This window comes from Ruegeria marina, from assembly GCF_900101475.1.
GTDB lineage: Bacteria > Pseudomonadota > Alphaproteobacteria > Rhodobacterales > Rhodobacteraceae > Ruegeria_B > Ruegeria_B marina.
In genome coordinates, this window is the sequence record NZ_FMZV01000014.1 from 118,108 (window position 1) to 144,431 (window position 26,324).

At 62.4% G+C, this 26,324-nt stretch carries 21 protein-coding genes and 1 pseudogene; 11 read left to right on the forward strand and 11 right to left on the reverse strand.

Annotation, left to right across the window (positions count from 1 at the left end; all coding sequences use genetic code 11):
• Positions 1 to 31: 31 nt before the first annotated feature.
• The 4 genes from BLT75_RS17705 to BLT75_RS17720 are packed head-to-tail and all read right to left on the reverse strand — an operon-like array spanning position 32 to position 6,724.
• Positions 32 to 2,083 carry a hypothetical protein gene (locus BLT75_RS17705; RefSeq protein WP_093034875.1) on the reverse strand — a complete coding sequence of 684 codons (2,052 nt, stop codon included), beginning with the start codon at positions 2,081 to 2,083 and terminating at the stop codon, positions 32 to 34.
• Positions 2,080 to 4,848 (reverse strand): DUF4159 domain-containing protein, encoded by a 2,769-nt coding sequence (locus BLT75_RS17710; RefSeq protein WP_093034878.1) that lies wholly within the window; start codon positions 4,846 to 4,848, stop codon positions 2,080 to 2,082. The genes BLT75_RS17705 and BLT75_RS17710 overlap by 4 nt, the downstream gene beginning before the upstream one ends.
• Positions 4,845 to 5,720 carry a DUF58 domain-containing protein gene (locus BLT75_RS17715; RefSeq protein ID WP_093034881.1) on the reverse strand — a complete coding sequence of 292 codons (876 nt, stop codon included), beginning with the start codon at positions 5,718 to 5,720 and terminating at the stop codon, positions 4,845 to 4,847. Before BLT75_RS17715 ends, BLT75_RS17710 begins: the two co-directional genes overlap by 4 nt.
• Entirely contained in the window at positions 5,717 to 6,724 is a 1,008-nt protein-coding gene (locus BLT75_RS17720) for an AAA family ATPase (RefSeq protein WP_093034884.1), read from the reverse strand. The genes BLT75_RS17715 and BLT75_RS17720 overlap by 4 nt, the downstream gene beginning before the upstream one ends.
• A 65-nt stretch (positions 6,725 to 6,789) precedes the next feature.
• Here BLT75_RS17720 and BLT75_RS17725 point away from each other — a divergent pair, with 65 nt between their 5' ends.
• Positions 6,790 to 7,371: a DUF1285 domain-containing protein gene (locus tag BLT75_RS17725; protein ID WP_245706570.1), complete on the forward strand. Its 582-nt coding sequence runs from the start codon at positions 6,790 to 6,792 to the stop codon at positions 7,369 to 7,371.
• 40 nt (positions 7,372 to 7,411) lie between these two features.
• On the opposite strand, the gene BLT75_RS17730 is transcribed toward BLT75_RS17725, so the two are convergent.
• Positions 7,412 to 7,978: a helix-turn-helix domain-containing protein gene (locus tag BLT75_RS17730; protein WP_093034887.1), complete on the reverse strand. Its 567-nt coding sequence runs from the start codon at positions 7,976 to 7,978 to the stop codon at positions 7,412 to 7,414.
• A gap of 123 nt (positions 7,979 to 8,101) precedes the next feature.
• Here BLT75_RS17730 and BLT75_RS17735 point away from each other — a divergent pair, with 123 nt between their 5' ends.
• On the forward strand, positions 8,102 to 9,277 hold the full coding sequence (locus tag BLT75_RS17735; protein WP_093034977.1) for an acetyl-CoA C-acyltransferase family protein: 1,176 nt from the start codon (positions 8,102 to 8,104) through the stop codon (positions 9,275 to 9,277).
• Between the two features lie 70 nt (positions 9,278 to 9,347).
• Here BLT75_RS17735 and BLT75_RS17740 read toward each other — a convergent pair whose 3' ends face one another.
• The 3 genes from BLT75_RS17740 to ubiE are packed head-to-tail and all read right to left on the reverse strand — an operon-like array spanning position 9,348 to position 12,661.
• Positions 9,348 to 10,334 (reverse strand): 4Fe-4S dicluster domain-containing protein, encoded by a 987-nt coding sequence (locus BLT75_RS17740; protein WP_093034890.1) that lies wholly within the window; start codon positions 10,332 to 10,334, stop codon positions 9,348 to 9,350.
• Between the two features lie 41 nt (positions 10,335 to 10,375).
• Positions 10,376 to 11,905: a 2-polyprenylphenol 6-hydroxylase gene (ubiB, locus tag BLT75_RS17745; protein WP_093034893.1), complete on the reverse strand. Its 1,530-nt coding sequence runs from the start codon at positions 11,903 to 11,905 to the stop codon at positions 10,376 to 10,378.
• 3 nt (positions 11,906 to 11,908) lie between these two features.
• The gene (gene ubiE / locus BLT75_RS17750; protein WP_093034896.1) at positions 11,909 to 12,661 is read right to left on the reverse strand and encodes a bifunctional demethylmenaquinone methyltransferase/2-methoxy-6-polyprenyl-1,4-benzoquinol methylase UbiE; all 753 of its coding nucleotides are present in this window, start codon (positions 12,659 to 12,661) and stop codon (positions 11,909 to 11,911) included.
• A gap of 86 nt (positions 12,662 to 12,747) precedes the next feature.
• Between ubiE and mutM the strand changes: the two genes are divergently transcribed.
• From mutM to dnaA, 4 genes are all read left to right on the forward strand, one after another.
• Positions 12,748 to 13,599 carry a bifunctional DNA-formamidopyrimidine glycosylase/DNA-(apurinic or apyrimidinic site) lyase gene (mutM, locus tag BLT75_RS17755; RefSeq protein WP_093034899.1) on the forward strand — a complete coding sequence of 284 codons (852 nt, stop codon included), beginning with the start codon at positions 12,748 to 12,750 and terminating at the stop codon, positions 13,597 to 13,599.
• Positions 13,600 to 13,665: 66 nt separating this feature from the next.
• Positions 13,666 to 14,442 (forward strand): enoyl-CoA hydratase, encoded by a 777-nt coding sequence (locus tag BLT75_RS17760; protein WP_093034902.1) that lies wholly within the window; start codon positions 13,666 to 13,668, stop codon positions 14,440 to 14,442.
• 225 nt (positions 14,443 to 14,667) lie between these two features.
• A complete protein-coding gene (rpsT, locus tag BLT75_RS17765; protein ID WP_093034905.1) occupies positions 14,668 to 14,931 on the forward strand; it encodes a 30S ribosomal protein S20 in 264 nt (87 codons plus the stop codon).
• A 542-nt stretch (positions 14,932 to 15,473) separates the two neighbouring features.
• Positions 15,474 to 16,856, forward strand: coding sequence for a chromosomal replication initiator protein DnaA (dnaA, locus tag BLT75_RS17770; protein WP_093034908.1), 1,383 nt, complete (start codon positions 15,474 to 15,476; stop codon positions 16,854 to 16,856).
• A 52-nt stretch (positions 16,857 to 16,908) separates the two neighbouring features.
• Here the strand turns inward: dnaA and BLT75_RS17775 are convergent, their stop codons facing one another.
• Entirely contained in the window at positions 16,909 to 17,790 is an 882-nt protein-coding gene (locus BLT75_RS17775) for a phytanoyl-CoA dioxygenase family protein (protein WP_218128967.1), read from the reverse strand.
• Between the two features lie 195 nt (positions 17,791 to 17,985).
• Between BLT75_RS17775 and dnaN the strand changes: the two genes are divergently transcribed.
• The 4 genes from dnaN (at position 17,986) to gyrB (ending at position 23,566) form a co-directional block, all read left to right on the forward strand.
• On the forward strand, positions 17,986 to 19,104 hold the full coding sequence (gene dnaN / locus BLT75_RS17780) for a DNA polymerase III subunit beta (RefSeq protein ID WP_093034914.1): 1,119 nt from the start codon (positions 17,986 to 17,988) through the stop codon (positions 19,102 to 19,104).
• A gap of 59 nt (positions 19,105 to 19,163) precedes the next feature.
• Positions 19,164 to 20,276 (forward strand): DNA replication/repair protein RecF, encoded by a 1,113-nt coding sequence (gene recF, locus BLT75_RS17785; RefSeq protein ID WP_093034917.1) that lies wholly within the window; start codon positions 19,164 to 19,166, stop codon positions 20,274 to 20,276.
• 71 nt (positions 20,277 to 20,347) lie between these two features.
• Entirely contained in the window at positions 20,348 to 20,968 is a 621-nt protein-coding gene (locus BLT75_RS17790) for a LysE family translocator (RefSeq protein ID WP_093034920.1), read from the forward strand.
• Between the two features lie 180 nt (positions 20,969 to 21,148).
• Complete coding sequence (gene gyrB, locus BLT75_RS17795; protein WP_093034923.1) at positions 21,149 to 23,566, forward strand: DNA topoisomerase (ATP-hydrolyzing) subunit B; 2,418 nt, start codon at positions 21,149 to 21,151, stop codon at positions 23,564 to 23,566.
• A gap of 188 nt (positions 23,567 to 23,754) precedes the next feature.
• On the opposite strand, the gene BLT75_RS17800 is transcribed toward gyrB, so the two are convergent.
• Positions 23,755 to 24,300, reverse strand: a complete 546-nt coding sequence (locus tag BLT75_RS17800; RefSeq protein WP_218128969.1) for an NUDIX hydrolase — start codon at positions 24,298 to 24,300, stop codon at positions 23,755 to 23,757.
• Between the two features lie 437 nt (positions 24,301 to 24,737).
• Positions 24,738 to 25,760, reverse strand: coding sequence for a GFA family protein (locus tag BLT75_RS17805; RefSeq protein WP_143028595.1), 1,023 nt, complete (start codon positions 25,758 to 25,760; stop codon positions 24,738 to 24,740).
• 190 nt (positions 25,761 to 25,950) lie between these two features.
• On the opposite strand from BLT75_RS17805, the pseudogene BLT75_RS17810 reads away from it, so the two are divergent.
• A pseudogene (locus BLT75_RS17810) lies at positions 25,951 to 26,324 on the forward strand (ISKra4 family transposase); the annotation flags it as partial.

Sequence of the window (26,324 nt, forward strand, 5' to 3'; positions counted from 1 at the left end):
CGCGTCGGAAAACTGCAAATACCGGGCGGCGTCAGCGCCGACCCTCGCGCAGCCAGCCGGCGATCAGAAAGCCGGAAGCCAGCAGAAGAACGAGCCAGGCCGGCGCCAGCGGGGTCTGACGTACATCGCGGGTTTCATAGGCGTTGCGGGCGGTCAATCCCATCCACCCCCGGCCGGACGCCGGTCGCCCTTCGCGCACGTTGCGCACGGCGGGCAACCCGTCTGCCATCCGGAAAACACCGCCCTTCAGGGTCGCAACGATCGGCTCAAGCACGGCACCGGTGGCGATTGTCGCCTCGAACTCGCGTGGGGCCGCCGGCCCAAGCCCGACAACCGCCTCCTTGCCGCCTTCGCGCAGACGGTAAAGCCCAATCTCGGGTCCGGCGTACAATGCCTCGAACCGGCCGGGTGAAACCTCTGCAAGCGGCAGTTCTTCGCTGCTTCCATCCGGGCGCGTCACTGTGACCGCCCCGACCTCGGGGGCCAGGGTGCGGCGGATGATGCGCATCGTCTGACCCTGCACTTCGGCCCAGAGCGCGTCTTCCTCGAGTTCCGGCTCTTTCATCATCCAATGGGCCAGCCGCCGCAGCAATTCCAGCTGCGGCCCACCCCCTTCGTAACCGCGCCCCCAGAGCCAGGAGTGATCCGAGGCCAGAAGCGCCACGCGCCCTTCTCCAACGCGGTCCAATACCAGCAAGGGACGATCCTCTATTCCGCTCATGAGCACATGACCCGAAACGGGGGTAACGTCGATCTGCCGCAGCCAGCCGCCCCATTCTCCGGCCCACTCCAGCCCCGAGGAAACGGGGTGACGCGCACCGTCTTCCGTGACCTTCGGACGGAAATGTTCCTCGATCACCCGCGCCGTCGGTTCAGCCGGGAGTACAGGCTCCAGGGGCGTGCGATAGATACTGTCGGCAGTTGCGAAATCAGGCCCTGCCGCGACCAGAACCGCGCCGCCGCTGTTCACGTAATTGGCGACATTGTCCAGGTATATGGCAGGGAGGATTCCCCGGCGCTTGTAGCGGTCGAAGATGATCAGGTCGAAATCGTCGATCTTTTCCAGGAACAGTTCCCGCGTGGGAAAGGCGATCAGGCTCAACTCGTCCACCGGAACGCCGTCCTGTTTCTCGGGCGGGCGCAGGATGGTGAAATGCACGAGGTCTACCGAACTGTCGGACTTCAGCAGGTTGCGCCATGTACGCCCGCCCGGATGCGGCTGCCCGGACACCAGCAAGACCCTCAATCTGTCTCGCACGCCATTGATCTGGATGAGCGCGGTATTGTTGCGGTCCGTCAACTCTCCCTCGGCTTCGGGCGTCGAAAACTGGACCACGTTGCGGCCGCCATGCGGCAAGGTGATCGGCAATTCCAGATCCTGCCCGACAGGCAGGGTCACCCTCTGGGGTTCGCCCCCGTCCACCGAAATCTGCAACTCGGCCAAGGGTCCGAGCGTTTCGGGAACCGCGCCGCTGTCTTCGATCCGAAGGCTGAGCGTCACGGGTTCGCCGATGATCGCGAAGGCCGGGGCATTTTTGACCATCAGGCGGCGGTCCCAATCATCGTCCTGGCCAGACAGCAGCAGGTGCAACGGCGCCGGCAGATCAGGGGTCCGGTCGATATCGTGCACCTGCCCGTCGGACAGAGCGACAATGCCTGCAACACGCGCACGCGGTTCTTCGTTCAGCGCATCGGAAAGTGCCGACATCAGGCGGGTGCCGGTGTCGCCCTCGCCATCGCCATCGCCCACCCGAATGCGGCGCAGTTCCGTGTTCGGTCGGCTTTCGATCTCGGCGGCCAGACGGTCTGCGGCCAAGCGCATCTGTTCGGGGCGATCAGCCAGAGTCTGACTGGCGCTTTCATCTTCGAGCATCAGCACGATATCGCTGAGCGGATCCCTGTCCTCGACCTGCCAGACAGGGCCGGCAAGCGCCGCAAGAATGACCAGGGCAGAGAGTCCGCGCAGCGCCCACCCAGACAATCCGCGCCAAAGCGCCAGCCCGATGCCAGCCAATGTGACCACTGCCAGGGCAATCAGCAGCGGCAGGGGAACCAGCGGATCGAATAGAACAGTTCCCGTCATTGGCCCAACCTGTCCAGAAGAGCAGGCACGTGCACCTGATCGGATTTATAGTTGCCAGTCAGCACATGCATGACCAGATTGACCCCGAACCGATGGGCCAGTTCGCGCTGACGCTCGCCTGCCAGGCCCCGGCCCACCGGCAACAGGGAACGTCCCTGGCCATCCACTGCCCAGGCTGCCGCCCAATCGTTGCCCCCGATCACCACAGGCGTGACCCCATCGTTGAGATTTCGGAACGGCATGCCCTCGATCTGTTCGGCATCCATTGGCGCCGCCTCCACCCAGACGTCCGGCCCGGCGTGACGCCCCGGAAAGTCCTGGAGCAGATAGAACGCACGGGTCAGCACATGATCGCGCGGAACAGGTTCAAGAGGCGGGATATCCAGCGGCGCCGCCAGTTGTTGCAGCTTGCGGCCATTGGGACTGCCGGCGCCGAAACGCGCCACATCGGCGTCGCGCGTGTCGAACAGGATCATTCCGCCGAGACGCAGATAGGTGTTCAGCCGGGCATATGCCTCCTCGGACGGCGCCGGCTGATCCGGGGTCACGGGCCAGTACAACATCGGGAAAAAGGCTAACTCGTCACGCTCAAGGTCTATGCCGATTGGACCGGCCGGCTCCACCGAGGTCCGATAGAGCAGGGTCTGGGACAGACCAAGCAGCCCGGCCCGAGCCACATCGTCGACGGAGCGGTTGCCGGTCAGTACATGCGCCAGCGCCAGTTCGTGCGTCGCCTCGAGGGCAAAACGCTCGGCCTCGGACGTCGCCTGGGCGGATGCGTCCTGAGACAGAAGGAACACCGCCAGAACAGCCGATAGTGCCCCGCGCAACTGACCAAGACGCCCGGACAGGGCCAGCGACGCGACTATGTCGGCCGCAAGCAGCAAGAGCGCGAGCGACAGAAGCCAGCCGCCCAAAGGCTGTTCGCGCTCGACCTCCAAGCCTACGACGGAAACCGAGGCCGGCCAGGCCACTGGCGCCAGAACCGTATCGGGCGCCAACACGTTGCGGGCGATGCGGCGTTTTTCATTGCCGTAGATGCCCGGTCGCAAATCCGGGCCCAGCACCGCCGAAACCAATGCGCCCCCCTCGACACCGGCCTGATTCCCGGCATCTTCCAACTCACCGAAACCATCCATCACCCGGAGCGGGTTCCATATCGTCCCCTCCAGCGCCGCCGCGTCCGGACGTTTCGCGCCAGAGGACACCGCCAGCCGGTCCAGCATCTCGACAAAAAGGCCCGACAGAGGCAGCGACGACCATTCTGCATCGGCCGTGACGTGGAACAGCACCACCTGACCCAGCCCCAACGGTTTGCGCGTCACCAGTGGTGTGCCGTCGCTGAGCGCTGCAATCACCCGGTCGGCCAGATCTGGATCGGGTTGTGCCACCACCTGTGTCGAGACGGTGACCTCGGCCGGGATGTCGAGCCCGAAGAACGGAGAGCCCTCGGCAAACGGGGCCAGTGTCTTGGCCTCACCCCAACTCATCGCACCGCCCACCGTGCGCCCACCGCTGCGCAGGCGCACCGGCAAGAGCGGATCGGCCTCGTCCCGCCCGATGTCGCTGGCAGCCATCCGGGGACCGGAGAACCTGAGCAGCAACCCGCCGTTTTCCACCCATTCGGTCAACGCGTCACGTTCCGCCGGTGCAAGCGTCGCCACGTCGGAAAGAACCACAACGTCGGGGTTCGCAGGCAATACGTCGAGCAGCGCGCCATCGACGAAATCGGCGCTCGGCACCAGAACCTGCGTGAGGTAATGCAGCGGCGAAAGGAGTTCGAGTCCCTCGCGATCCTGACGTCCGGCAAACAGGGCGACTTCGCGCCGGCTCAATCCATCGTCGGTCAGTGCAACCGCCCCGGCCGACCGCTGGCCTTCCAGTTCGAACCGGGAGATCCGGGCGCGCAACTCGGTCGGCAGCGACAGCGAGAGTTGGGCCTCGGTCTCCCCTGCTTCCAGCCGGGCTTCGGCCCTTTCCAGGACTCGCACGGTTCCCGAAGGGTCGGGTCCCAGGGCAACGACAGCTTGCGTCCTTTCCTCTCCCGCAGCGGCGCGAAGCACGGTCAACTGCACCGCGCCATCGACGTAGCTGGCCGGGCGTAACCCCAGAACTGCCGCGGACGACATAAAAACCGTCAGCGTGCCGCGGTCGGACACTGCCGAAAGCACCCTGTCACGCCCTTCATACTCCAGACCGTCGCTCAGCCAGTGCGTATCGAACCCTGTTGCGACTTCGGCAATGTCGCCGAGCGCAGCCGCGATCTGATCCGGACCCGGCTGCCAGGGTTGCGGCACGATACCCGGCACCCGGCTGCGCCAGATATCGGCGGATTGGAACACCGGAGGTTCCGGCGCCGTCAGACGCATCACCGCAACCGGGCGGCCTGCGCGGCCTGCCTCGGTCAGCTGTGCGTCAAGCAGGTCCATGCGCTGCGTCCAGCCGGACGCACCGGCCCAGCCTGCATCGAGGAGGATGAGAAGCGGCCCCTTGCCATCGACATTCCTCTGCGGGTTCAAAACCGGACCGGCCAGCCCCACGATCACCGCTGCAACGGCCAGCATCCTGATCAGCAACAGCCACCAGGGCGTGCGGTCGGACACGCTTTCCTCGTCGCGCAAGCCAAGAAGCAATGTCACCGCGGGAAACAACCGACGGATCGGGGCTGGCGGCACGGCGCGAAGGATCAGCCACAGGACCGGCAAGGCAAGAAGCGCCACAAGCAGCCAGGGCGAGGCGAAACCTATCCCGCCGAGAACCGTCATCGGGTGCCTCCATCCAGCGCGCGCCACAGCCACAGAAGCGCCACCTGCGCGCTTTCGCCGGTGTGATGCAGCCCCATTTGCCATCCGGTCGCGCGACACAGCGCGGCAAGCATGTCACGCCGTTCGGCCAGGCGTTCAAGATAGCGGTTTCGCAATTCGCCGGCCTTCAACGTCTCGTGCCGGATGCTGCCGCCGACACTTTCGAAAATCGTACGGCCCCTATAGGGAAAACTTTCCTCGCTCGGGTCGAGAACCTGAAGGACAACCCCCTTCACACCCCGATCGGCGGCCTTGGTCAAAGCCAGCTCAACCTCTTGCATGTCGCCAAGAAAATCCGAAATGAACAGCGCGCGGGAATGCGGGATCATCGCCCGGTGCTCGGGCGGCGCATAGTCGGCGGCCGCATCCCGGGACCAAGCCTCGGCCAGCCTGTGGATCTGGCCGTTGCCGCGCCGGGGCGGCAGAGTGGTCCCGGTCAATCCGACCCGTTCTCCGGCCCGCACCAGCAGGATCGCCACGGAAAGCCCGATCAGCCGGGCCCGGTCGGCCTTGATTTCATACCCCTTGTCCGAGGCAAAGCGCATCGAGGCGCCCTGGTCCACCCAGAGCATCACGGATTGCGCGATTTCCCACTCGCGCTCGCGGACATATTGCACATCCCCCCGTGCCGAGCGGCGATGGTCGATCATGCGGCGGCTGTCACCAGCCTGCGCCGGTCGGTACTGCCAGAAATCATCGCCCAACCCAGCCCGCCTGCGCCCGTGGTCGCCCAGCAGGACCGTTCCGGCCAGATGTTCCGCGCGCGCCAGAAGCGGCGGCAGGGTTTCGGCCTGCGCCTCGGCCCTTTGCCGCAGGACGCGCGGGGCGCTCACGCGGCGGCCTCGGTCCGCGCCAGGCCGGCGGCGGTGGACTCGATCAGTTGCGCCAGGCTGTCGCCGCGCGCCCGCGCGGCAAAATTCAGCGCCATTCGGTGGCTGAGAACCGGGCGGGCCATGTCGATCACGTCTTCGGCATTGGGAGCAAGCCGCCCTTGCAGCAGCGCCCGCGCCCGCACCGTCAGCATCAAGGCCTGCGCCGCACGCGGACCGGGGCCCCATGCCACCGTTTCACGTACCCGATCGCTCACACCCGGTTCGTCTGGGCGGAAGGCACGGACAAGGTCGAGTATCATCTCGACCACCGATTCGCCCACCGGCATGCGACGCAGCAGCACCTGCGCCGCCAGCAACTCGTCGCGCGTCATCACCTGATGCGCCTCGGCCTCTTCGACACCCGTCGTCGCCAGCAGTATTTCGCGTTCTGTCACGCGATCCGGATAATGCACGTCGATCTGCACAAGGAACCGGTCAAGCTGGGCCTCGGGCAAGGGATAGGTGCCTTCCTGTTCGATCGGGTTCTGCGTCGCCAGTACGTGGAAAGGCTTGCCCAATGACCGATTTTCTCCCGCCACGGTCACCGTCTTTTCCTGCATCGCCTGCAACAAGGCCGACTGTGTGCGCGGGCTGGCGCGGTTGATCTCGTCCGCCATCAGCAGCTGGCAGAAGATCGGACCGGGAATGAAGCGGAAATGGCGGCTGCCGTCCTCGGCCGTGTCCAGAACCTCGGAGCCCAGGATATCCGCGGGCATCAGGTCCGGGGTGAACTGGATGCGATTGCCGTGCAGGCCCATCACGGTACTCAGCGTCTCGACCAGCCGCGTCTTGCCGAGCCCGGGCAGACCGATCAACAACGCGTGACCTCCGCACAAGAGGGCGGTCAGGGTCAGATCGACAACGCGCTCCTGCCCGATGAAGCGGCGGGTGATCGAGGCGCGCGCCTGTCTCAGCTTCTCCTCAAGCGCTTCGATTTCCACCAGCAGGTCGGCAGGTTCGGACATGGTTTTCCCTCCGCGGCAAGTATATGGATATAAGTGTATCGCGCTGCGAGGAAATGGCAAAAGCAATGAGCGGACAAAAGCCTGTGAAACCATCTGCCGACAGTCTGGCCGCCGCTGTACGGACGGTCAAACCGCGGGGTTTGCCGCCCGTACATCTGTGGAACCCGCCCTTTACCGGCGAGATGGACATGCGGATCGCCCGTGACGGGACCTGGTTCCACGAGGGCATTCCGATAAAACGGCCCAACATGGTCCGCCTGTTCTCTTCGATACTGAAACTGGAAGAGAGTCGCTACTTTCTGGTCACACCTGTCGAAAAAGTGGGGATCACGGTCGATGACGCGCCCTTTGTTGCAGTCGATTTCGACGTGACGGGCGAAGGCCCGGATCAGGTTCTGACCTTTACCACGAATGTAGGCGACACGGTGGTGGCCGGGCCGGACAACCCGATCCGGCTGGAGCACGCAGAGGAAACGGACGAACCGTCGCCCTATGTCCATGTTCGTGCTGGGCTTGAGGCGCTGATCGACCGCAAGACATTCTATCGGTTGGCGGACCTCGGGGAAGATCACCGGGGTTGGTTCGGCCTTTGGTCGTCGGGGCAATTCTTTCCGCTGTTACCGTCCGACGCGATCGACGATCGCTGACAGCCGTCGGTTCAGCCAGACCAGCGCGCCACCACCGGCGTCAGACGGCCTTGACGATCAGGAACACACGCGCGCCATCACCGCCCGCCGTGATCGAATGCGCAATGTCGGCGGCATAACGCGCCGAATCCCCGGAGCCGAGGTCTTGCGACGCCGTGCCCGAGGTCACACGGACCGAACCGTCGATCACCGTCAGCTGTTCCCTGGTCCCACGGCCATGAGGCTGGCTGACCAGTGCACCACCGGGGCGAAAGGCGATATCGTAGACCTCGTGCCCGCCGGCATCCTCGGGCGGCGACAGGATGCGGATGCGGCAGCCCTGCCCCATGTTGTCAATGCTGGGCACCTGCGCCGCGCGCAGCGTGTCGATATGGTCGGCGCTTTCGGCGGTCTCCAGCAGACCCGCGAAATCGACCTGCAAGGCCCGCGTAAGGTTCCACAGGGTTGCAATGGTCGGGCTGCTCTCGCCGCGCTCGATCTGGCTGACCATGGAACGGGAGACACCGCTTAGATTCGCCACTGCTTCCAGCGAGAGTCCCTGCGCGCGGCGGGCCTCTTTCAGGCGAGCCGGCAGGCGGTTCAGGATATCGTCGGCGTCTTCCGTCATGACGGAATCTCTGCGCGCACCGCCACGAATTGTCAATTCCCGGCCGCAGGGGGCGTGACGGCACGTCTAACGCGACAAATCATGCTGCGGATGCATAATGCGGAAAATCTTGAGGAGGACAGCATGACTGACATTGTGATTCTGGACGGTGCCCGCACCGCCATTGGTACTTTTGGTGGGGCGCTCGCCTCGACCGCGCCTATCGACCTGGCCACGGTTGTGACCGAGGCGGCCCTGGAACGCTCGGGCGTGGAAGGTGCGCAGATCGGCCATGTGGTCTTTGGCCATGTGATCAACACCGAGCCGCGCGACATGTACCTGAGCCGGGTCGCCGCCATGCAGGCGGGCATCCCGAACGGCACCCCCGCCATGAACGTCAACCGCCTGTGCGGTTCGGGCGCCCAGGCCATTGTCTCGGCGGTGCAGTCGTTGATGCTTGGGGATGCCGAATTCGCAGTGGCCGGCGGTGCCGAAAGCATGTCGCGCAGCCCGTTCATCATGACCCAGGCCCGCTGGGGCGCCAAGATGGGCGACGTCAAGTCGCTCGACATGATGCTGGGCGCGCTGAACTGCCCCTTCGGCACCGGCCACATGGGAGTGACCGCCGAGAATGTCGCCGACGAGCACCAGATCAGCCGCGGCGAGATGGACCAATTCGCCATGACCTCTCAAGAGCGCGCGGCGGCGGCCATCGCGGCGGGCCATTTCGACAGCCAGATCACGCCGGTCCAGGTGAAGATCAAGCGCGACCTGGTGGATTTCAAGGTGGACGAGCACCCCAAGGCGACCTCGGTCGAGGCGCTGGCGGGGTTGAAGCCGGTGTTCCGGAAAGACGGACGGGTGACCGCGGGCAATGCCAGCGGTATCAACGATGGCGCGGCGGCGATGGTGCTGGCCACGGCAGCGGCGGCTGAAAAGGCCGGGCTGAAACCCAAGGCACGCATCCTGGGCTATGCCCACGCCGGCGTGCGCCCCGAAGTGATGGGCATTGGCCCGGTGCCGGCGGTGCAGAACCTGATGGCCCGGACCGGGCTGAGTGTGGATGATTTCGACGTGATCGAATCGAACGAGGCCTTTGCCGCGCAGGCGCTGGCGGTGAACAAGGAACTCGGCCTCGATGCCGCTAGGGTAAACCCCAACGGCGGCGCCATCGCGCTGGGCCACCCGGTCGGCGCCACCGGCGCGATCATCACGCTGAAGACGCTCTATGAACTGGAGCGCACCGGCGGGTCCAAGGGTCTGATCACCATGTGCATCGGCGGCGGTCAGGGTATCGCCATCGCCATCGAGCGGCTCTGAGCGGAAAGGCTGGGGGCGCTGCCCCCAGACCCCCGGAGTATTTCGGACCAGAAAGAAACAGGGGACGCGGTCAGGCGGTCGCGTCCCTGCTTCTTTTGCGGGCCAGTTTCGCCGCCAGATTCGGACCAACCCCCGGGCGCGACCAGGGACATTGCGCGATACATATGGCGCAACCATGGGTCTGGTTGAAGAAGGGCAGGCATTTGTCGAAATCGACATACCATTTGACCGTGCCGCGCACGGTCTGTTTTTCGGGAAACAGCGCCTCGGGCGGACAGGCATCTTCGCAGATTCGGCAATTTTGACAGAATGCGTCGATGCCGTGATCCCGGCCAGGGGTCGGAGCAAAGGGCGCGTCGGTCAGAACCGCCGACAGGCGGAACGAGGCCCCCAGTTCCGGGTTGATGATCGACCCGTGCTTGCCCAGCTCGCCGAAACCGCAGGCCAGCGCGGGCGGGATCATCGCCAGCGCGCCGGTCATCGGGCCGGTCAGCGGCTCGGCCCCCCACCCTAGTCCGCGCAACCAGCCCGCGATCGTCTTGGCGGCCCGCGCCGCACGGGTGTATTGCGCCATCACCTCGAGTCCGGCCTGCGGTTCAGGCGCGGTGGCAATCGCCGCGTAATCGTGTTGGACCCCGATCATGATCACGCGGGACTGCGGTATGTCGTGGCCCTCGAAAACCCAGTCAGGGTTCATCTCGGCCACACCGGTCAGTTCGCAAACGCCATCGGCCACGAACTGCGACAGAGCCGATGTCCAGGTTTCCGGGGAACGGGTTTCGGGCGTCGCAGCCAACGGCGGCAGGGGCGCCTCCAGAACTGCCTGCCGGGCGGCCCGGCGGGAGGCGAACTCGGGCATTTTTGCCGATTGTCGATAGAAATAGTGTTGCAGGGGACCGTGGGGGATATCCTCGGGAAACGGTGCCCAATAGACCATGCGCGGACGCCGCTGGGCCTCTTCGCCGAGACCATTGACGGTATTGCCGCTGAGCCGGGGCGCCAGCGCGGTCTGTTCGGGATCGGGAACGAACGGGCGGTATGGGTTGCTGCGGGACATGGGCGCAGCCTAGCATGGCCGGCGCGCCTGTCACACATTTCTCAGATGAGCAGGCTGGCCAGCAGAACCAGGCCGCCGCCGACCAGCGCCCCGCCGAGCGCAGGCCAGAAGCCGGCGGTGCGGCGGGACTTGTCCGGTGTCTGGGGCTGCGACTGGGCGATCAGCGCCTGCTCGACCAGATCCGGCAGGCGCGGCCCGAAGCGCGCGACCACCAGCGCCGTCTTGCCCAGGTCCGCAAGAACCGCGCGTGGTCCGATGGATTGCTTGATGTAATCCTCGACGACCGGGCGCGCGACCTCCCAGATGTTGATATGCGGGTCGAGCGAGCGCGCCACGCCCTCGACAACAACCATGGTACGTTGCAGCAGGATCAGTTCGGTGCGGGTCTCCATCCCGAAGCGTTCGGTGACTTCGAACAGATAACTCAGCAGCCGGCCCATCGAGATATGGCTGGCGTCCATGCCGAAGATCGGCTCGCCCACGGCGCGCAGGGCGCGGGCGAATTCGTCGACATCCTGGGTGGCGGGCACGTAGCCGGCCTCGAAATGCACTTCGGCCACACGCTTGTAATCCCGGCGGATGAAACCGAACAGGATCTCGGCATAGACCCGGCGGGTATATTCGTCGATATGGCCCATGATCCCGAAGTCATAGGCGACGATGTCCCCGTCGGCGGCAACTTTCAGGTTACCCTGATGCATGTCGGCATGGAAATATCCGTCGCGCAAGGCGTGCAGCAGAAACAGACGAAGTACCCGCTCACCCAGATCGCGGCGGTTGTGCCCGGCGGCATCCAGCGCCGCATTGTCGCCCAGTGGCACCCCATCGGCCCAGCCCAGGGTCATCACCCGCCGCGCCGACAGCGACCAGCGCACCGGAGGCAGGCGAAAGCCCGCGTCGCCCTTGGTGTTGTCGGCATATTCCGAGGCAGCCGCGCTTTCCAGCCGCAGATCCAGTTCGCCGCGCACCACACCATCGAAATGTTCTATCACTTCCATCGGGCGCAGGCGCCGGGCGCCCGGCGCGAAAAGATCGGCGATGCGCGCGGCGAAATAGAACGCATCGACATCCTTGCGAAAGGCCCGTTCGATACCGGGGCGCAGGACCTTGACCGCCACCTCGTCACCGCTGCCGGCCAGCCGGGCGCGGTGCACCTGCGCGATCGAGGCCGCCGCGATCGGTTCGCTGAACTCGGAGAACATCTCGGACAGCGGGCGACCGAGTTCCTTTTGCACCTCGCGCATGGCCACATCACGAGAGAAGGGCGGCAGCTTGTCCTGCAAAACGCGAAGCTGATCTGCCAGATCCTCGCCCACCACGTCGGGCCGGGTCGAAAGCACCTGGCCGAACTTGATGTAGGCCGGACCCATCGCCATCAGCGCCCGGGTGGCGGGCGGCAGGCTGGGATCGCCCTTGTATCCCAACCACTGGAACGGTTTGCCCAGCGCGCGGGCCAGAATGCGCAGCGGGCGCGGTGCGTCAAAAGCATCGAGCACCGCGCCCATCGCACCGGTGCGCTCCAGCGTGGCGCCCGTACGGATCAGGCGGATGATGTTGTGGGGGCCACGCATGACTCAGATCTTCCAGCCCGAATGCAGCGCGGTGATACCCATGCTGAGGTTGCGGTATTTCGCGTTTTCAAACCCGGCTGCCCGTACCATGCCCAGAAAGGTCTCCTGATCGGGGAACTTGCGGATCGATTCCACCAGGTACTGATAGCTGTCGCGGTCACCCGTGATCAGCTGACCCATGCGGGGGATGACGTTGAAACTGTAGAGATCATAGAGCTTTTGCAGCCCGTCGTTGGGCAGCTGGCTGAACTCCAGCACCATCAGCCGCCCGCCGGGACGCAACACGCGAAAGGCCTCGTACAGGGCCTCTTGCGGGCGGGTCACATTCCGGATGCCGAACGAGATGGTGTAGACGTCAAAGGTGTTGTCCTCGAACGGCAGCGCCATGGCGTCGCCCGCCACCCAGTCGAGACTGTCGGCCATCTGCTCGGCCTCGGCGCGCTTGCGGCCTTCGACCAACATCGGTTCGGTCAGGTCCAGAACCGTGGCATGGCCATGGCCCGCACGCTTGAGAAAGCGGAACGAGATGTCGCCGGTGCCCCCCGCCACGTCCAGCAGCCGCTGGCCGGGGCGCGGTGCCAGCCAATCCATCATCGCATCCTTCCAGACCCGGTGGATGCCCATCGACATCACGTCGTTCATGATGTCGTATTTCGAGGCAACCGAGTTGAACACGCCCTGAACGCGGCCCGCCTTTTCGTGTTCCGGCACGGTTTCAAAGCCGAAATGAGTGGTCTTGTCGGATGTGTCGGACATGGGTCTTGCTGTTCCTCGGATTTCGCCCCTTCTTATAGGGCGCTGAGACAGGGGCACAATGCGGCCCTTTGGATGAGGAGCGTCTAATGCCTGAATTGCCCGAGGTCGAGACCGTGCGGCGCGGCCTTGCCCCCGCGATGGAAGGCGCCGTGATTACCCGCGCCGAGGTGAACCGGCCCGACCTGCGCTGGCCATTCCCCGAGCGCATGGCCGAACGGCTGACGGGCCAGCGGGTGGAACGGCTGCGGCGCCGGTCGAAATACATCCTGGCCGATCTGTCCGGGGGCGAAACGCTGCTGATCCATCTGGGCATGTCCGGGCGCATGACCGTTTCGGGTGATCCGCTCGGACAATTCGTGCACACTCATCCGGCAGCGCAAAAACATGACCACGTGGTGTTGCACATGGACAATGGCGCCCGCATCACCTTCAACGACCCGCGCCGGTTCGGCGCGATGGACCTGATGACGACGGCAACCGCCGAAAGCCACAAGCTGCTGGCGGTGCTCGGGCCCGAGCCGCTGGGCAACGATTTTCACGAGGCACATCTGATCGCCGCCCTCAAAGGCAGGAACACGCCCGTCAAATCGGCATTGCTCGACCAGGGAATCGTCGCGGGACTGGGCAATATCTATGTCTGTGAAACATTGTTTCGGGCCGGAGTATCGCCGCGTCGCAAGGCGGGCCAGATTGCCGCCGCCCGTGTCGGCGCGATGGTTCCGATCATCCGACAGGTTCTGGGCGAAGCCATCGAGGCAGGCGGCTCGTCGCTGCGGGATTTCCGACAAGCTGATGGAGAGCTTGGATATTTTCAGCACAGCTTTGATGTTTACGGACGTGAAGGAGAACCCTGCAAACGTGCCGGTTGTATCGGAACCGTACAGAGAATCACCCAGTCGGGACGATCATCTTTCTACTGTGCGCAATGCCAAAGATAGCTTGAACCATCTCACCCCCGTGATAAGGAATCGTCCGGAAACGGAACAAGCAAGAGCGAAAGCCCCATGGCCTTTGAGACGATCATCGTCGAAGTGGAGAACCACGTAGCCCTCATCAGGCTGAACCGTCCGGATGCGCTGAATGCGCTCAACACCCAGTTGCTGGGAGAGTTGTGCACCGCGCTTGAAGAGGCAGATGCCAATGACAAGGTGCGCTGCATCGTGATAACCGGCAGCGAAAAGGCCTTTGCCGCAGGCGCGGATATCCGCGAGATGTCGCAAAAAACCTTTGTCGAGGTGTTCGACGAGAACCTTTTTGCCGATGCGAATGACCGGATCACGTCGATCCGCAAGCCGATCATCGCCGCAGTCTCCGGTTACGCGCTGGGCGGAGGCTGCGAACTGGCGATGATGTGCGACTTCATCATTGCCGCCGACACCGCGAAGTTCGGCCAGCCCGAGATCAACCTGGGCGTCATCGCCGGCATGGGCGGGACCCAGCGCCTGACGCGCTTTGTCGGCAAGTCCAAGTCGATGGACCTGAACCTGACAGGGCGTTTCATGGATGCCGAAGAGGCCGAGCGCGCCGGGTTGGTCAGCCGTGTCGTTCCCGCCAAGAAACTGGTCGAGGAAGCCTTGGGCGCGGCACAGAAGATCGCCGAGAAATCGCTGGTTACAGCGATGGCGGCGAAAGAGGCCGTCAACCGGTCTTACGAACTGGCCCTGAATGAAGGCATCCTGTTCGAACGCCGGGTATTCCACTCGATGTTCGCGACCGAGGACCAAAAGGAAGGCATGGCCGCTTTCCTGGAAAAACGGGCGGCACAATTCCGCGACAAATGACGTCACGTAAAGGAATCACCAGTCAGTGCAGGCGGGCATGTTCCCGCCTGTTTTCATTTCATGGCCGTTGGGGCTTGGCTTTTTCCGGCGATTTGGCTAAACGCCACGGTCATACATGCGCGTGGGGCCCGCTCTGGCTAGAATCACACCGGTGACACTGATCCGGGCGAGGTGCGTCATTGCGCGACAAAGCTACAACCGAACCCGATCAAAGGTCAGAAAAACATGGCAAATTCGCCCCAGGCCGCAAAGCGCGCCCGTCAGAACGAAAAACGTTTTGCAGTCAACAAAGCCCGCCGCTCGCGGATTCGCACCTATCTGCGTAAAGTCGAGGAAGCCATCGCTTCGGGCGACAAGGATGCCGCAGCAACCGCTTTGCGCATTGCACAGCCGGAACTGATGCGCGGCGTCACCAAAGGCGTGTTCCACAAGAACACGGCCGCTCGCAAGATGTCGCGCCTGTCGGCCCGCGTCAAAGCGATGGCCTGATCAACCGGCGAATCCGCGGAAAGCGATTTCTTGAAAAGGCGTTGCGCATGCAGCGCCTTTTTTTGTGCCTGTTGCAGTGAATCCCCTTTGCTGCGGAAGCGAGAGATTCTTTGCGCCGGAATCCCGAGTCAACATCATAGTTTCGTTGCCGCTGTGCGGAGCGAATTGCTACCACTGTTCCAGCGATTCACTCGCTTGGGGGGACAGGCATCTTTCGGACCGATCCGACGGGCATTGGACAGTCTTGAAAGAAAGTTGGGAGCATTCATCGTGACTGCTCCCGATCCTTGTGGAAACCGGGCTGCCTCGGTCGTCCACCCTGTCAGAAGTGTGTTTTGGGCGGTGTGTGTTGTTCCCGTCGAGCCCTCTGGGCGAATGGAACAACAGTGCCAACCCTGTAGTATTGCCTGATCGGGCAATAAGCACCGTTTCTGACGGGGCTGCACGCTGTTCCTATGTGGAGTGAATCCGGGTCGGAAACGGCCAAAAACGGATGGGCAACAAGGTCGAAACGACCATTGAACGGGACGCGTGAGGCATTCATGACGCAAGAAAAATGGGGGCAACTTTGTCAGAAACTGCTCAAGACGGTTGGACAGAATAACTACACGACCTGGATCGAACCGCTCGAATTCCAGAAGCTTGAAGATGGCGTTGCGGTGTTCTCCGTGCCGACCAATTTCATGGGCAACTATGTAAGCCAGAATTTCTCTGATCTGATCCTCTACGAGTTGAACACTGCGGGCGAATCCGTCCAGCGTCTTGCGTTCCGTGTCGCCGCCAATTCACCCATGCGGCCCGTTCGCGCGCCGGCAGTACCACAAACGGCTCGGGAAGAGTCTGCCTTGCTTCGGGCCCCCGAGGTGTCCGACCCGCTTGACGCCTTGCAGGCCGCGCCGCTCGATTCACGGTTCACCTTCGAGAGTTTTGTCGTGGGCAAGCCCAACGAACTGGCCCATGCGGCTGCAAGACGCGTCTCCGAAGGCGGACCGGTCACATTCAACCCGCTGGTCCTGTACGGCGGCGTCGGCCTGGGCAAAACCCACCTGATGCACGCGATTGCCTGGGAATTAAGGGCCAAACGTCCCGAACTGAATGTGCTGTACCTGTCCGCCGAACAGTTCATGTACCGTTTCGTTCAGGCGCTGCGGGAACGGCGCATGATGGATTTCAAGCATCTTTTCCGATCCGTGGACGTGCTGATGGTGGACGACGTCCAGTTCATCGCGGGCAAGGACAGCACACAGGAAGAGTTCTTCCATACCTTCAACGCGCTGGTGGATCAGAACAAGCAGATCATCATTTCCGCCGACCGCGCACCGGGCGAGATCAAGGATCTGGAAGATCGGGTGAAATCCCGCCTGCAATGCGGCCTGGTCGTTGATCTTCATCCGACCGATTACGAATTGCGGCTCGGTATCCTGCAAACCAAGGTTCAGATGTACCGGACCGCCTATCCGGACCTGGTGATCGCAGATGGAGTACTGGAATTTCTGGCCCACCGCATTTCGACCAACGTGCGCGTTCTCGAAGGTGCCCTGACCCGCCTGTTCGCCTTTGCATCGCTGGTTGGACGCGAGATCGACATGGAACTGACCCAGGACTGCCTGGCAGATGTGTTGCGCGCCTCGGAGCGCAAGATCACTGTCGAGGAAATCCAGCGCAAGGTTTCCGACTATTACAACATCCGTCTCAGCGACATCATCGGCCCCAAGCGTCTGCGTTCCTATGCCCGGCCTCGGCAGGTTGCGATGTATCTGTGCAAACAGCTTACCAGCCGGTCGCTTCCTGAAATCGGGCGCCGGTTCGGTGGCCGCGACCACACAACCGTAATGCACGGGGTCAAGCGGATCGAAGAGCTGAAGACGACCGATGGTCAGATCGCCGAAGACGTGGAAATGCTGCGCCGCTCACTCGAAGCGTAGGAACGGAGAGGGCGACGACGGTTGCCCTCGCATTCCTTGCCGGTCCAAGGTTTCACTCATACCATTTGGCGTTCACATAGTGCGGCTCGGGGCGCTCATGCAGCGCCTCGTATTTGCACAACTGCGGCTCGGGCCCGAGCGGCGTGGACATGCCGTCGCGAAACGCCCATTCGCCCCGATCCGCGTTTTCGGCCCTGACGTAACTGGAAATCGCAAAAGCCCGGTCGCGATCCGACATGTTCGGCAAGGACCCGTGCACCGTCAGCAGGCCCCACAGGGCGATGTCGCCCGGCTCCTGTTCCAGCCAGACGACGCGGTCAGGATCCAGTCCCTTGGCGCGCAACTCCTCTGCGGCGGTCAGCCCTTTCATGATCTGACCCCCTTCGCTGTCGTCCGATAGCCCCAGATACCCCAACTTGTGCGAGCCGGGGATCACCTGGAGACACCCGTTTTCCCGCGTGGCAGGGTCGATTGCCAGACCGGTATTCACGGTCGATCCGGCTATGTCCCGATAGGCATCCCGCGCCTCCCGGAATCGCAGGTCCTGATGAAACCGGTATCCGTTCAGGCGGGACCCCGGCGGTTTCCAGTGAATCTGCTGCGCAACCTGCTTGATACTGTCGCCCAGGATAGGCGCCAGAAGCGTCAGATAGGCCTCCGAGCGGCGGAAACGTTCGAAGTAGTCCGATATCCAACTCATCCAGTAAGCTTGGATCACGTATCTGGCGCCGAAGTCCGCTTCGGGCAGGATTTCGAAACAGAGGTTTCCGTGTCGCCAGGTTGACGGATGCTTCATACCCTCCTCGTAGATCCGGCGCGTTTCCTTGTGCAGACGCAAGATCTCATCCCCATCGATGAACTGGCGCACAAGCGCATAGCCCTCTTCGTGATATTGCTCGGCCGCGGCACGCGCCTGCGTCTTTGAAATCACCATGGTGACCTCCCTGTTCCTCTCGACATTGCCACCGAACCCGTCAGCAAACAATTGCATCCGCGACATAATGGCATACGAGTTGATCCCTCCCCCTTGACGCCCTCCCCGATACACCCGAGAAATCCACAAAAGCCTTGTGTCGAAGGGGGAAACCGTTAGTTTGCCCTTCCCGGCCCACTCGGAGGATGAAGGGACATGAAGATCAGCATCGAACGCGGCGCTCTGCTGAAAGCCGTGGCACAGGCCCAGTCTGTCGTGGAAAGGCGCAACACGATCCCGATCCTGGCCAATGTCCTGATCGAAGCCGAAGGCGACAGCGTTCAGTTCCGTGCCACCGATCTGGATATCGAGGTGGTCGACAAGGCCCCTGCAATGGTCGAACGTGCCGGTGCAACCACCGTTGCTGCTACGACCTTGCACGAGATCGTGCGCAAACTGCCTGACGGCGCGCTGGTGACGCTGACGGCGGATACCGCTGCCGGTCGCCTGACGGTAGATGCCGGCCGCTCCAATTTCTCGCTGGCAACGCTCCCTCGCGAAGACTTTCCCGTCATGGCCTCGTCCGAGTACCAGTCGAATTTCACCGCGAATGCCGCAGTACTGCGCCGGCTTTTCGACAAATCCAAATTCGCGATCTCTACCGAGGAAACGCGGTATTATCTGAACGGCGTCTACATGCATGTCGCCGACGGCCCCGATGGCAAGACGCTGCGCTGCGTCGCCACAGATGGCCACCGCCTGGCGCGGATCGACGCGGACCTGCCCGGCGGCGCCACCGACATGCCGGGCGTGATCGTGCCGCGCAAGACCGTGGGCGAATTGCGCAAGCTGCTGGACGACGACGAGATGGACATCGCGGTTTCCGTCAGCGAGACCAAGGTGCGCTTCGCGACCCCGGACATTACCCTCACCTCCAAGGTGATCGACGGAACCTTTCCCGACTACACACGCGTCATCCCGCAAGCCAACACCCGGCGGCTCGAGGTCGATGCCTCGGAATTCGCCAAGGCTGTCGACCGGGTCGCGACCGTCAGCTCGGAACGTTCGCGCGCGGTCAAGCTGCAACTTGAGGCCGACAAACTGGTGCTGTCGGTCAATGCGCCCGACAGCGGTGCCGCCGAGGAAGAACTGGCGGTGGCCTATGGCGACGAACGGCTAGAGATCGGTTTCAACGCAAAATACCTGCTGGAGATCGCAAGCCAGGTGGACCGCGAGAATGCCGTGTTCCTGTTCAACTCCGCCGGCGACCCGACGCTGATGCGCGAAGGCAATGACCAGAGCGCTGTTTACGTGGTCATGCCGATGCGCGTCTGATCGCGCTTGCGCGCGATGCCTCCGGCGGGCGTATTTCTGAAAAGATGAAGGGAGGGGTCATGGCGCTGGCCCTGACCGAGCTTGCAGTTTCCCATTTTCGTTCGCACCGGTTGGCCCGGTTGTTGCTCGACAACCGGCCAGTGGCGATTTTCGGGCCGAACGGGGCCGGCAAGACCAATATCCTGGAAGCGGTTTCGATGTTTTCGCCCGGTCGCGGTATGCGCCGGGCCAGCGCCGCCGAGATGACACGGCGGCCCGAGGCGCTGGGTTGGAAGCTGACGGCCACGATACGATTCCAGGACCAGATTCACGAGATTGAAACCTGGTCCGAAGGCGGCGAGGCCCGGCATGTCAGGATCGACGGAAAGCATGCCAGCCAGATCGCGTTGGGGCGCCTGGTGCGAATGGTCTGGTTGGTGCCGTCGATGGACCGGCTGTGGATCGAAGGCCCGGACGGACGGCGCCGATTTCTTGATCGGATCACCATGAGCTTTGAGCCTGATCATGCCGAAGCGGTGCTGGCCTACGAAAAATCCATGCGCGAACGCAACCGTTTGCTGCGCGAACAGGTCCGCGACGCCCATTGGTATGGCGCGCTGGAGGCACAGATGGCGTCCGCAGGGCATCGCATGCATGTGGCCCGCCAGACGGCATTGGCGGCCTTGCGTGCCGCACAGGAACAAGCCGAAACCGCCTTTCCCACCGCCGAACTGGACCTGGTGCAGACCGAAGGCGAAATGCCCGAGACCGAAACGGATCTGCGCGAGGCGCTAGCCGAAAGCCGGTTTCGCGATCTCGCCGCCGGGCGCACCCTGGTCGGGCCGCATCGCAGCGATCTCCACGGTGTTTTCTCGGCCAAGGGCGTACCGGCAAGCGAGTGTTCGACCGGTGAGCAGAAGGCGTTGTTGGTGTCCTTGATCCTGTCCAATGCCAGGGCGCTGGCAAAGCAGGTTGGAGCGCCGCCCATCCTGTTGCTGGACGAGATCGCGGCCCATCTGGACGCAGGCCGCCGGGCCGCTCTCTACGACGAAATCTCTGCGCTTGATGCGCAGGCCTGGATGACCGGAACCGGGCCGGAACTGTTCACGGAACTGGGTGTCCGTGCACAATACTTTCAAGTGACCGAAAAGGATGGCGTTTCCGATGTTCAAACGGTCACGTCACCGGATTGAACGCAGCAGCAACCGGGGACCTGCGCTGGTGACCTGTTACAGCAGGCGCGATTTGAAGAAGGGATGGGGAAATGACGCTTTCGGTGTTCGATCTGGCACTTTATGCCGGTGCCGTCTTCATCCTGTTCCTGACCCCCGGCCCTGTCTGGCTGGCACTGACCGCCCGAACACTGTCTGGAGGGTTTAACGCGGCCTGGCCACTGACGCTGGGGGTTGTCGTCGGCGACAGCCTCTGGCCGGTACTGGCAATTCTCGGGGTTGGCTGGATCACCGCCGCCTCGACGCAGATTGCGATCATCCTGAAGTTCGTGGCAGTCATCGTGTTCGTGACGCTCGGCCTTCTCACCATTCGTAACGCCGACCGGACGATCGCCAATGACAGCCGCCTGACCAGACCGGGTGTCTGGGCCGGGTTTCTGGCCGGTCTCGTAGTGATCCTGGGCAATCCGAAAGCGGTCCTGTTTTACATGGGAATCCTGCCAGGTTTCTTCGATCTGGCCAATATCTCGACGGCGGATATTGTCGCCATCGTGGTGGTGTCGCAGGTGGTCCCGCTGGTGGGAAACCTGATGCTTGCCGCCTTTGTCGACCGGGTGCGGCGCGTTCTGAATTCGCCGCGCGCGCTCAGGCGGATGAACCTCACGGCCGGGGCGATGCTGATCGCGGTGGGGTTGATCCTGCCGTTTACCTGACCTCGGCGCAGTACTTCGGCGGTGCCTTGCCGGTTCAAGTTCCGGCATTGGTTTTTCCCGCCGCAGCGCTGGCTTGCCGTTGCGAAAAACCATCCTGAATTACCCGTTTTCGCGGGTGTTGCACGTGACATTCCCGCCCGCGTTTCGTATAAAATCACAAAGATATGAAGGAAGGCGCGAATGTCCGAAAACGAGCAGAACCCGCAGGAATACGGCGCGGATTCCATCAAGGTTCTCAAGGGGTTGGAAGCCGTTCGGAAACGGCCCGGCATGTACATTGGCGACACAGACGACGGTTCGGGCCTGCACCATATGGTTTACGAAGTCGTCGACAACGGGATCGACGAGGCTCTGGCGGGTCATGCCGACCACGTGACCGTGAAGATCCATGCCGACAGCAGTGTTTCCGTGACCGACAACGGGCGCGGAATTCCTGTGGATATTCACACTGAAGAGGGTGTTTCAGCGGCCGAAGTCATCATGACCCAACTGCACGCCGGTGGTAAATTCGACAGCAATTCCTACAAGGTGTCGGGCGGTCTGCACGGCGTCGGGGTTTCCGTCGTGAACGCCCTGTCCGACTGGCTGGAACTGCGCGTCTGGCGCAACGGCAAAGAGCATTTTGCACGCTTTGAACGCGGCGATACGGTCGAGCATCTGCGGGTCGTCGGCGATTGTGGCGACCGTACGGGGACCGAGGTGCGCTTTCTCGCCTCCACCAACACGTTCTCCAATCTCGAGTACTCGTTCGAGACACTTGAAAAGCGCTTGCGCGAGCTGGCTTTCCTGAACTCGGGCGTGCGCATCATCCTGATCGACGAACGCCCGGCCGAGCGGCTGGAGACCGAACTGTTCTATGAGGGCGGCGTACGCGAATTCGTGAAGTACCTGGACCGCTCCAAGACACCGGTGATGCCTGCACCGATCTATATCAAGGGTGAGCGCGACGATATCGGCGTCGAGATCGCGATGTGGTGGAACGACAGCTACCACGAAACCGTGCTGCCCTTTACCAACAACATCCCCCAGCGTGACGGCGGCACTCATGTCGCCGGCTTTCGCGGGGCACTGACGCGCACGATCAACAACTATGCGCAGTCCAGCGGCATCGCCAAGAAGGAAAAGGTCAACTTTACCGGCGATGACGCCCGCGAGGGGCTGACTTGCGTGTTGTCGGTCAAGGTGCCCGACCCGAAATTCTCCTCCCAGACCAAGGACAAGCTGGTCAGTTCGGAAGTGCGGCCTGCGGTCGAAAACCTGGTGAACGAAAAGCTGGCCGAGTGGTTCGAGGAAAACCCGGTAACCGCCAAGTCGATCGTCGGCAAGATCATCGAGGCGGCGCTGGCGCGCGAGGCCGCACGCAAGGCCCGCGAACTGACACGGCGCAAGACGGCGATGGACGTCAATTACCTGGCAGGCAAACTCAAGGACTGCTCCGAGAAGGACCCGTCGAAGACCGAGGTCTTTCTGGTCGAGGGCGACAGCGCCGGCGGTTCGGCGCAGACCGGGCGCGATCGGCGCACCCAGGCTGTGTTGCCTCTGCGCGGCAAAATCCTGAACGTGGAACGCGCCCGGTTCGACCGGATGCTGGGCAGCCAGGAGATCGGCAACCTTGTGATGGCCCTGGGTACAGGCATCGGGCGGGACGAATTCAACATCGGCAAGCTGCGTTACCACAAGATCGTCATCATGACCGATGCCGATGTCGATGGCGCGCATATCCGCACCCTGCTGCTGACCTTCTTCTACCGGCAGATGCCGGAACTGATCGAGGGCGGGTACCTCTATATCGCGCAGCCACCGCTCTACAAGGTGGCGCGCGGCAAGTCCGAGGTCTACCTCAAGGATCAGGCAGAACTTGACGACTACCTTGTTCAGCAAGGGGTCGAAGGTGCGGTTCTGAAACTCGGAAATGGCGAGGAAATCGTCGGGCAGGACCTGCTGCGCGTGGTGGATGAGGCGCGGCAACTCAAACGGGTTCTTGACGCCTTCCCGACGCATTATCCACGGCACATTCTGGAACAGGCGGCAGTGGCGGGTGCCTTTGCCGCAGGCGCGGTGGATGCCGATTTGCAAGGCGTCGCCGACAAGGTCGCCGACCGACTCGATCTGATTGCGCTCGAGTATGAACGCGGCTGGCTGGGCCGGATCACCCAGGACCACGGCATCCGGCTCGCCCGGATCCTGCGGGGTGTCGAGGAAGTGCGCACGCTGGACGGCCCCATGCTCCGTTCGGGCGAGGCCCGCAAGACCGGGAGCTTCACCCAAAGCTTGCAGGAGATCTATACCCTGCCCGCCTCGCTGGTGCGCCGCGACCGTTCACAGGCGATCCACGGGCCACTCACTCTGCTGAAGGCAATCCTGGAAGAGGGTGAAAAGGGATTGAGCCTGCAACGCTACAAGGGCCTCGGAGAAATGAACCCCGAACAGTTGTGGGAAACGACGCTCGACCCCGATGCGCGCACACTGCTCCAAGTGCGGGTGGATGACATGGTCGAGGCCGACGACATCTTCACCAAGTTGATGGGCGACTCGGTCGAGCCGCGGCGAGAGTTCATTCAACAGAATGCGCTGAGCGTCGAAAACCTCGACTTTTAAGCAGCTGCCGGATGATCATGTCTCGATGGGCTGCGCCTCGGTGAAGCCGAGCGCTTCGTGTATGAAGAGTATCGCTTGAAGGAGCGATACTCTTCCGGTTTGGCTTGGCTGGTCAGAGGGTTTGCGAAACACACGTGATCCGGAACCAGGTCTTTCGGCCGGAACAATCTCGTTAATTTGTTTCGTGACTACTTCCAGGCAAAGGTAGGCTGGTCGAAATGTGAAACCCTGGTTGTCTTGCCCCGCAGCGCAATCTCGCGAAATTGATAAAGAATGGCAGCTGTAGGGGCATACATGTAATGCCCCAAAGTCGGGAAAAAGGCAGACAGCACTGGGTGTTCGCTGTTGTCACTCTCTTCGAGCCTCGGGATATCGGGGCTGTCGAACTCACGCAAAGGCAAATGAAACACCTGCGCAACCTCTGAAGGGTCTGGACGCAGTTCGACGTCACCAGAGGCCCACACGACAACCGGTGAAACCCGGAATCCGGATCTGGTCGGAAACTGGTCCAGTCGGCCAAGCACGTCATCTTGCCTCAAGTCGAGGCCCAGTTCCTCGTGCAGTTCCCTCAGGGCAGCCTCGACTTCACTTTCACCCGCATCCATGCGGCCACCGGGCAAGGCATACTGACCGCCATGGCGGTTGAGGCTTGGCGGCCGCAATGTCATCAGCACGCAGGCCTCGCCTGTCTCATTGTGCCTGATCACCACGATTGCAACGGCGGCATCACGCAATCCGGCTCGCTCGACATTCCGGGCGGTAAAGCGTCCGAGATTGGCCTGAAACCGGGACCGCAGATCAGGGCCGAACACATAAGGCTGCAATAAATGATCCAATCTTCAGATTCATTGGTCGGAGGTTACCTACTCCTCCCACCTGAAGACGTTCAAAGCAAGAACGACAATCGCTGGGTCAGTTACAACTGAAGCCTGCGGCTTGCCTCCATGTATGCAGATAAGACCAGTGAACTGAAGCCTCACGGGCGGTCTCGCCGACCCGGTTCCGCTGGGCGCGCCCGTCTACCGCGTCGTTCTTCCATGGTCCCTTGGCCGCACCGCCCGTCCGGCCCAATGGCCGGTCCGGACCGCAAAGCGTGATGCCGTCGCGAAAATCTGGCGGGCAGAACGATCTTTTACGCAGGTTTCAGGCGCTGACCTTCGACCTACCGAACTCAAAAAACTTCCTTTGGTACAGCGAGCGGCCCCCAGGTTTCGGCGTCCGGCAGGCCAACGCTGGACCAGGCCTGCTGAAGAACACGAGAGTCGCGGGTTCGTGTGCGCGGAAGGTCATCTAAAATCTCCAGCCATGGCATCTGGCTTTCGATGCCACTGTGGGCGACCGGAGCATACCCTTTCGGTTCATCAAGGCTCGGCGTGAAGACAATCAGATAAGCCGCTTTGCGTGGGCGTACCAACCTGTAGGTCAAACTCGTTCCGCAAGTTGGACAAAACCCGCGCTTGGCAATTGGAGATGATGAGAAATAGCGCGGCTCTTCGCCCAAAAAACGTACAGCTGATGCTGGAAAGGCGGTCCAGGTGCTCATCGCGGAGCCGGAAAACTTCTGGCATATGCTGCAATGGCAATAGCCCGTGCTGATTGCCGGGGCATTGATTTCGTACCTGATTTTTCCGCACAGACAGCCGCCTGTGATCAACGTTTTCCGCAAGGCGTCGTCGTCTATGTCGAGAAATGCGCCCATCGTCGCGGGTTGGGATCGCGTCATGAAAACGTGTATGGGCGCGTCCGATGCCTTCAACCGTTTGAAGCCGCAATCGACCAGTGACAATTCGATCTTGCCCCTGACCTGAGCCATCACGTCGCCTGAAACCGCTATACCGCCGGGTTCTGCCATAGCCTCAAGCCGTGCCGCAATGTTCACGCCGTCGCCAAGCAGGTCTCCGTTTTGCACGACCACATCGCCCAACGACACGCCAATCCGAAGCTGAAGCCGTGCGCTATCTTTCTGACGCGCTTCTGCAGCTACCATCCTCTGAATTCCGACGGCACAGCTTACCGCCTCAATGGTACTGGAAAATTCGGCGAAAAAGCCATCTCCCCACGACTTGAACAACCGCCCTCTATGGGCCTCGACCTGCATCTCGACGACTTCGGATCTGAGGCGGCTCAATATATCAAGGGTCCCGGCCTCATCCCGCGAAACACGTCCAGCAAAACCGACAATATCGATGGCCAAGATTGCTGCTAGTCTACGTTCCACCTTCAGCCCCTTCACGGACCAGCGTAGCTGAACAAGCGCCAAATTAAAAGCCTGCCACGCGTGATCAAATCGAAGGGATACCACCCGTTGATGGGATTTTGCCCGGTAGGTTAACCCGGGGATTGGGCAAGACCTGGGGGTATTTGCCTATGATGGAGGTTTCACAATCGAGGAAATCGCTGAGGCGAGCAGGATTTGTCCTGGCTGTAACAAGGTAAGAGCGATCCATGACTATCGACCGAGGGTTCTAGACACGTTGTTCGGTCGGTTTCACGTCAAAGCGCCACGCGTCCGCCGCTGCGCGTGCAGGGCCAAATCTGACGTCGCCCTCGGTAGGCCACTGTCACCGCTGGCCCCCTTCTTCCCGGGCCGGTCGACACCTGAATTGCAGCGCCTTCAGGCCGAACCTGGGCGCCACACTCGTTTCGAGAAGCAGCACGTATCATGGAGGCTTTTCTGCCTTGTGCAAAGCAGACGAACACCTCGGTCCGAAATCGTCTTGGCAAGATCGCCAGGTCGATCAGCGAGGGTGAGCAGCTT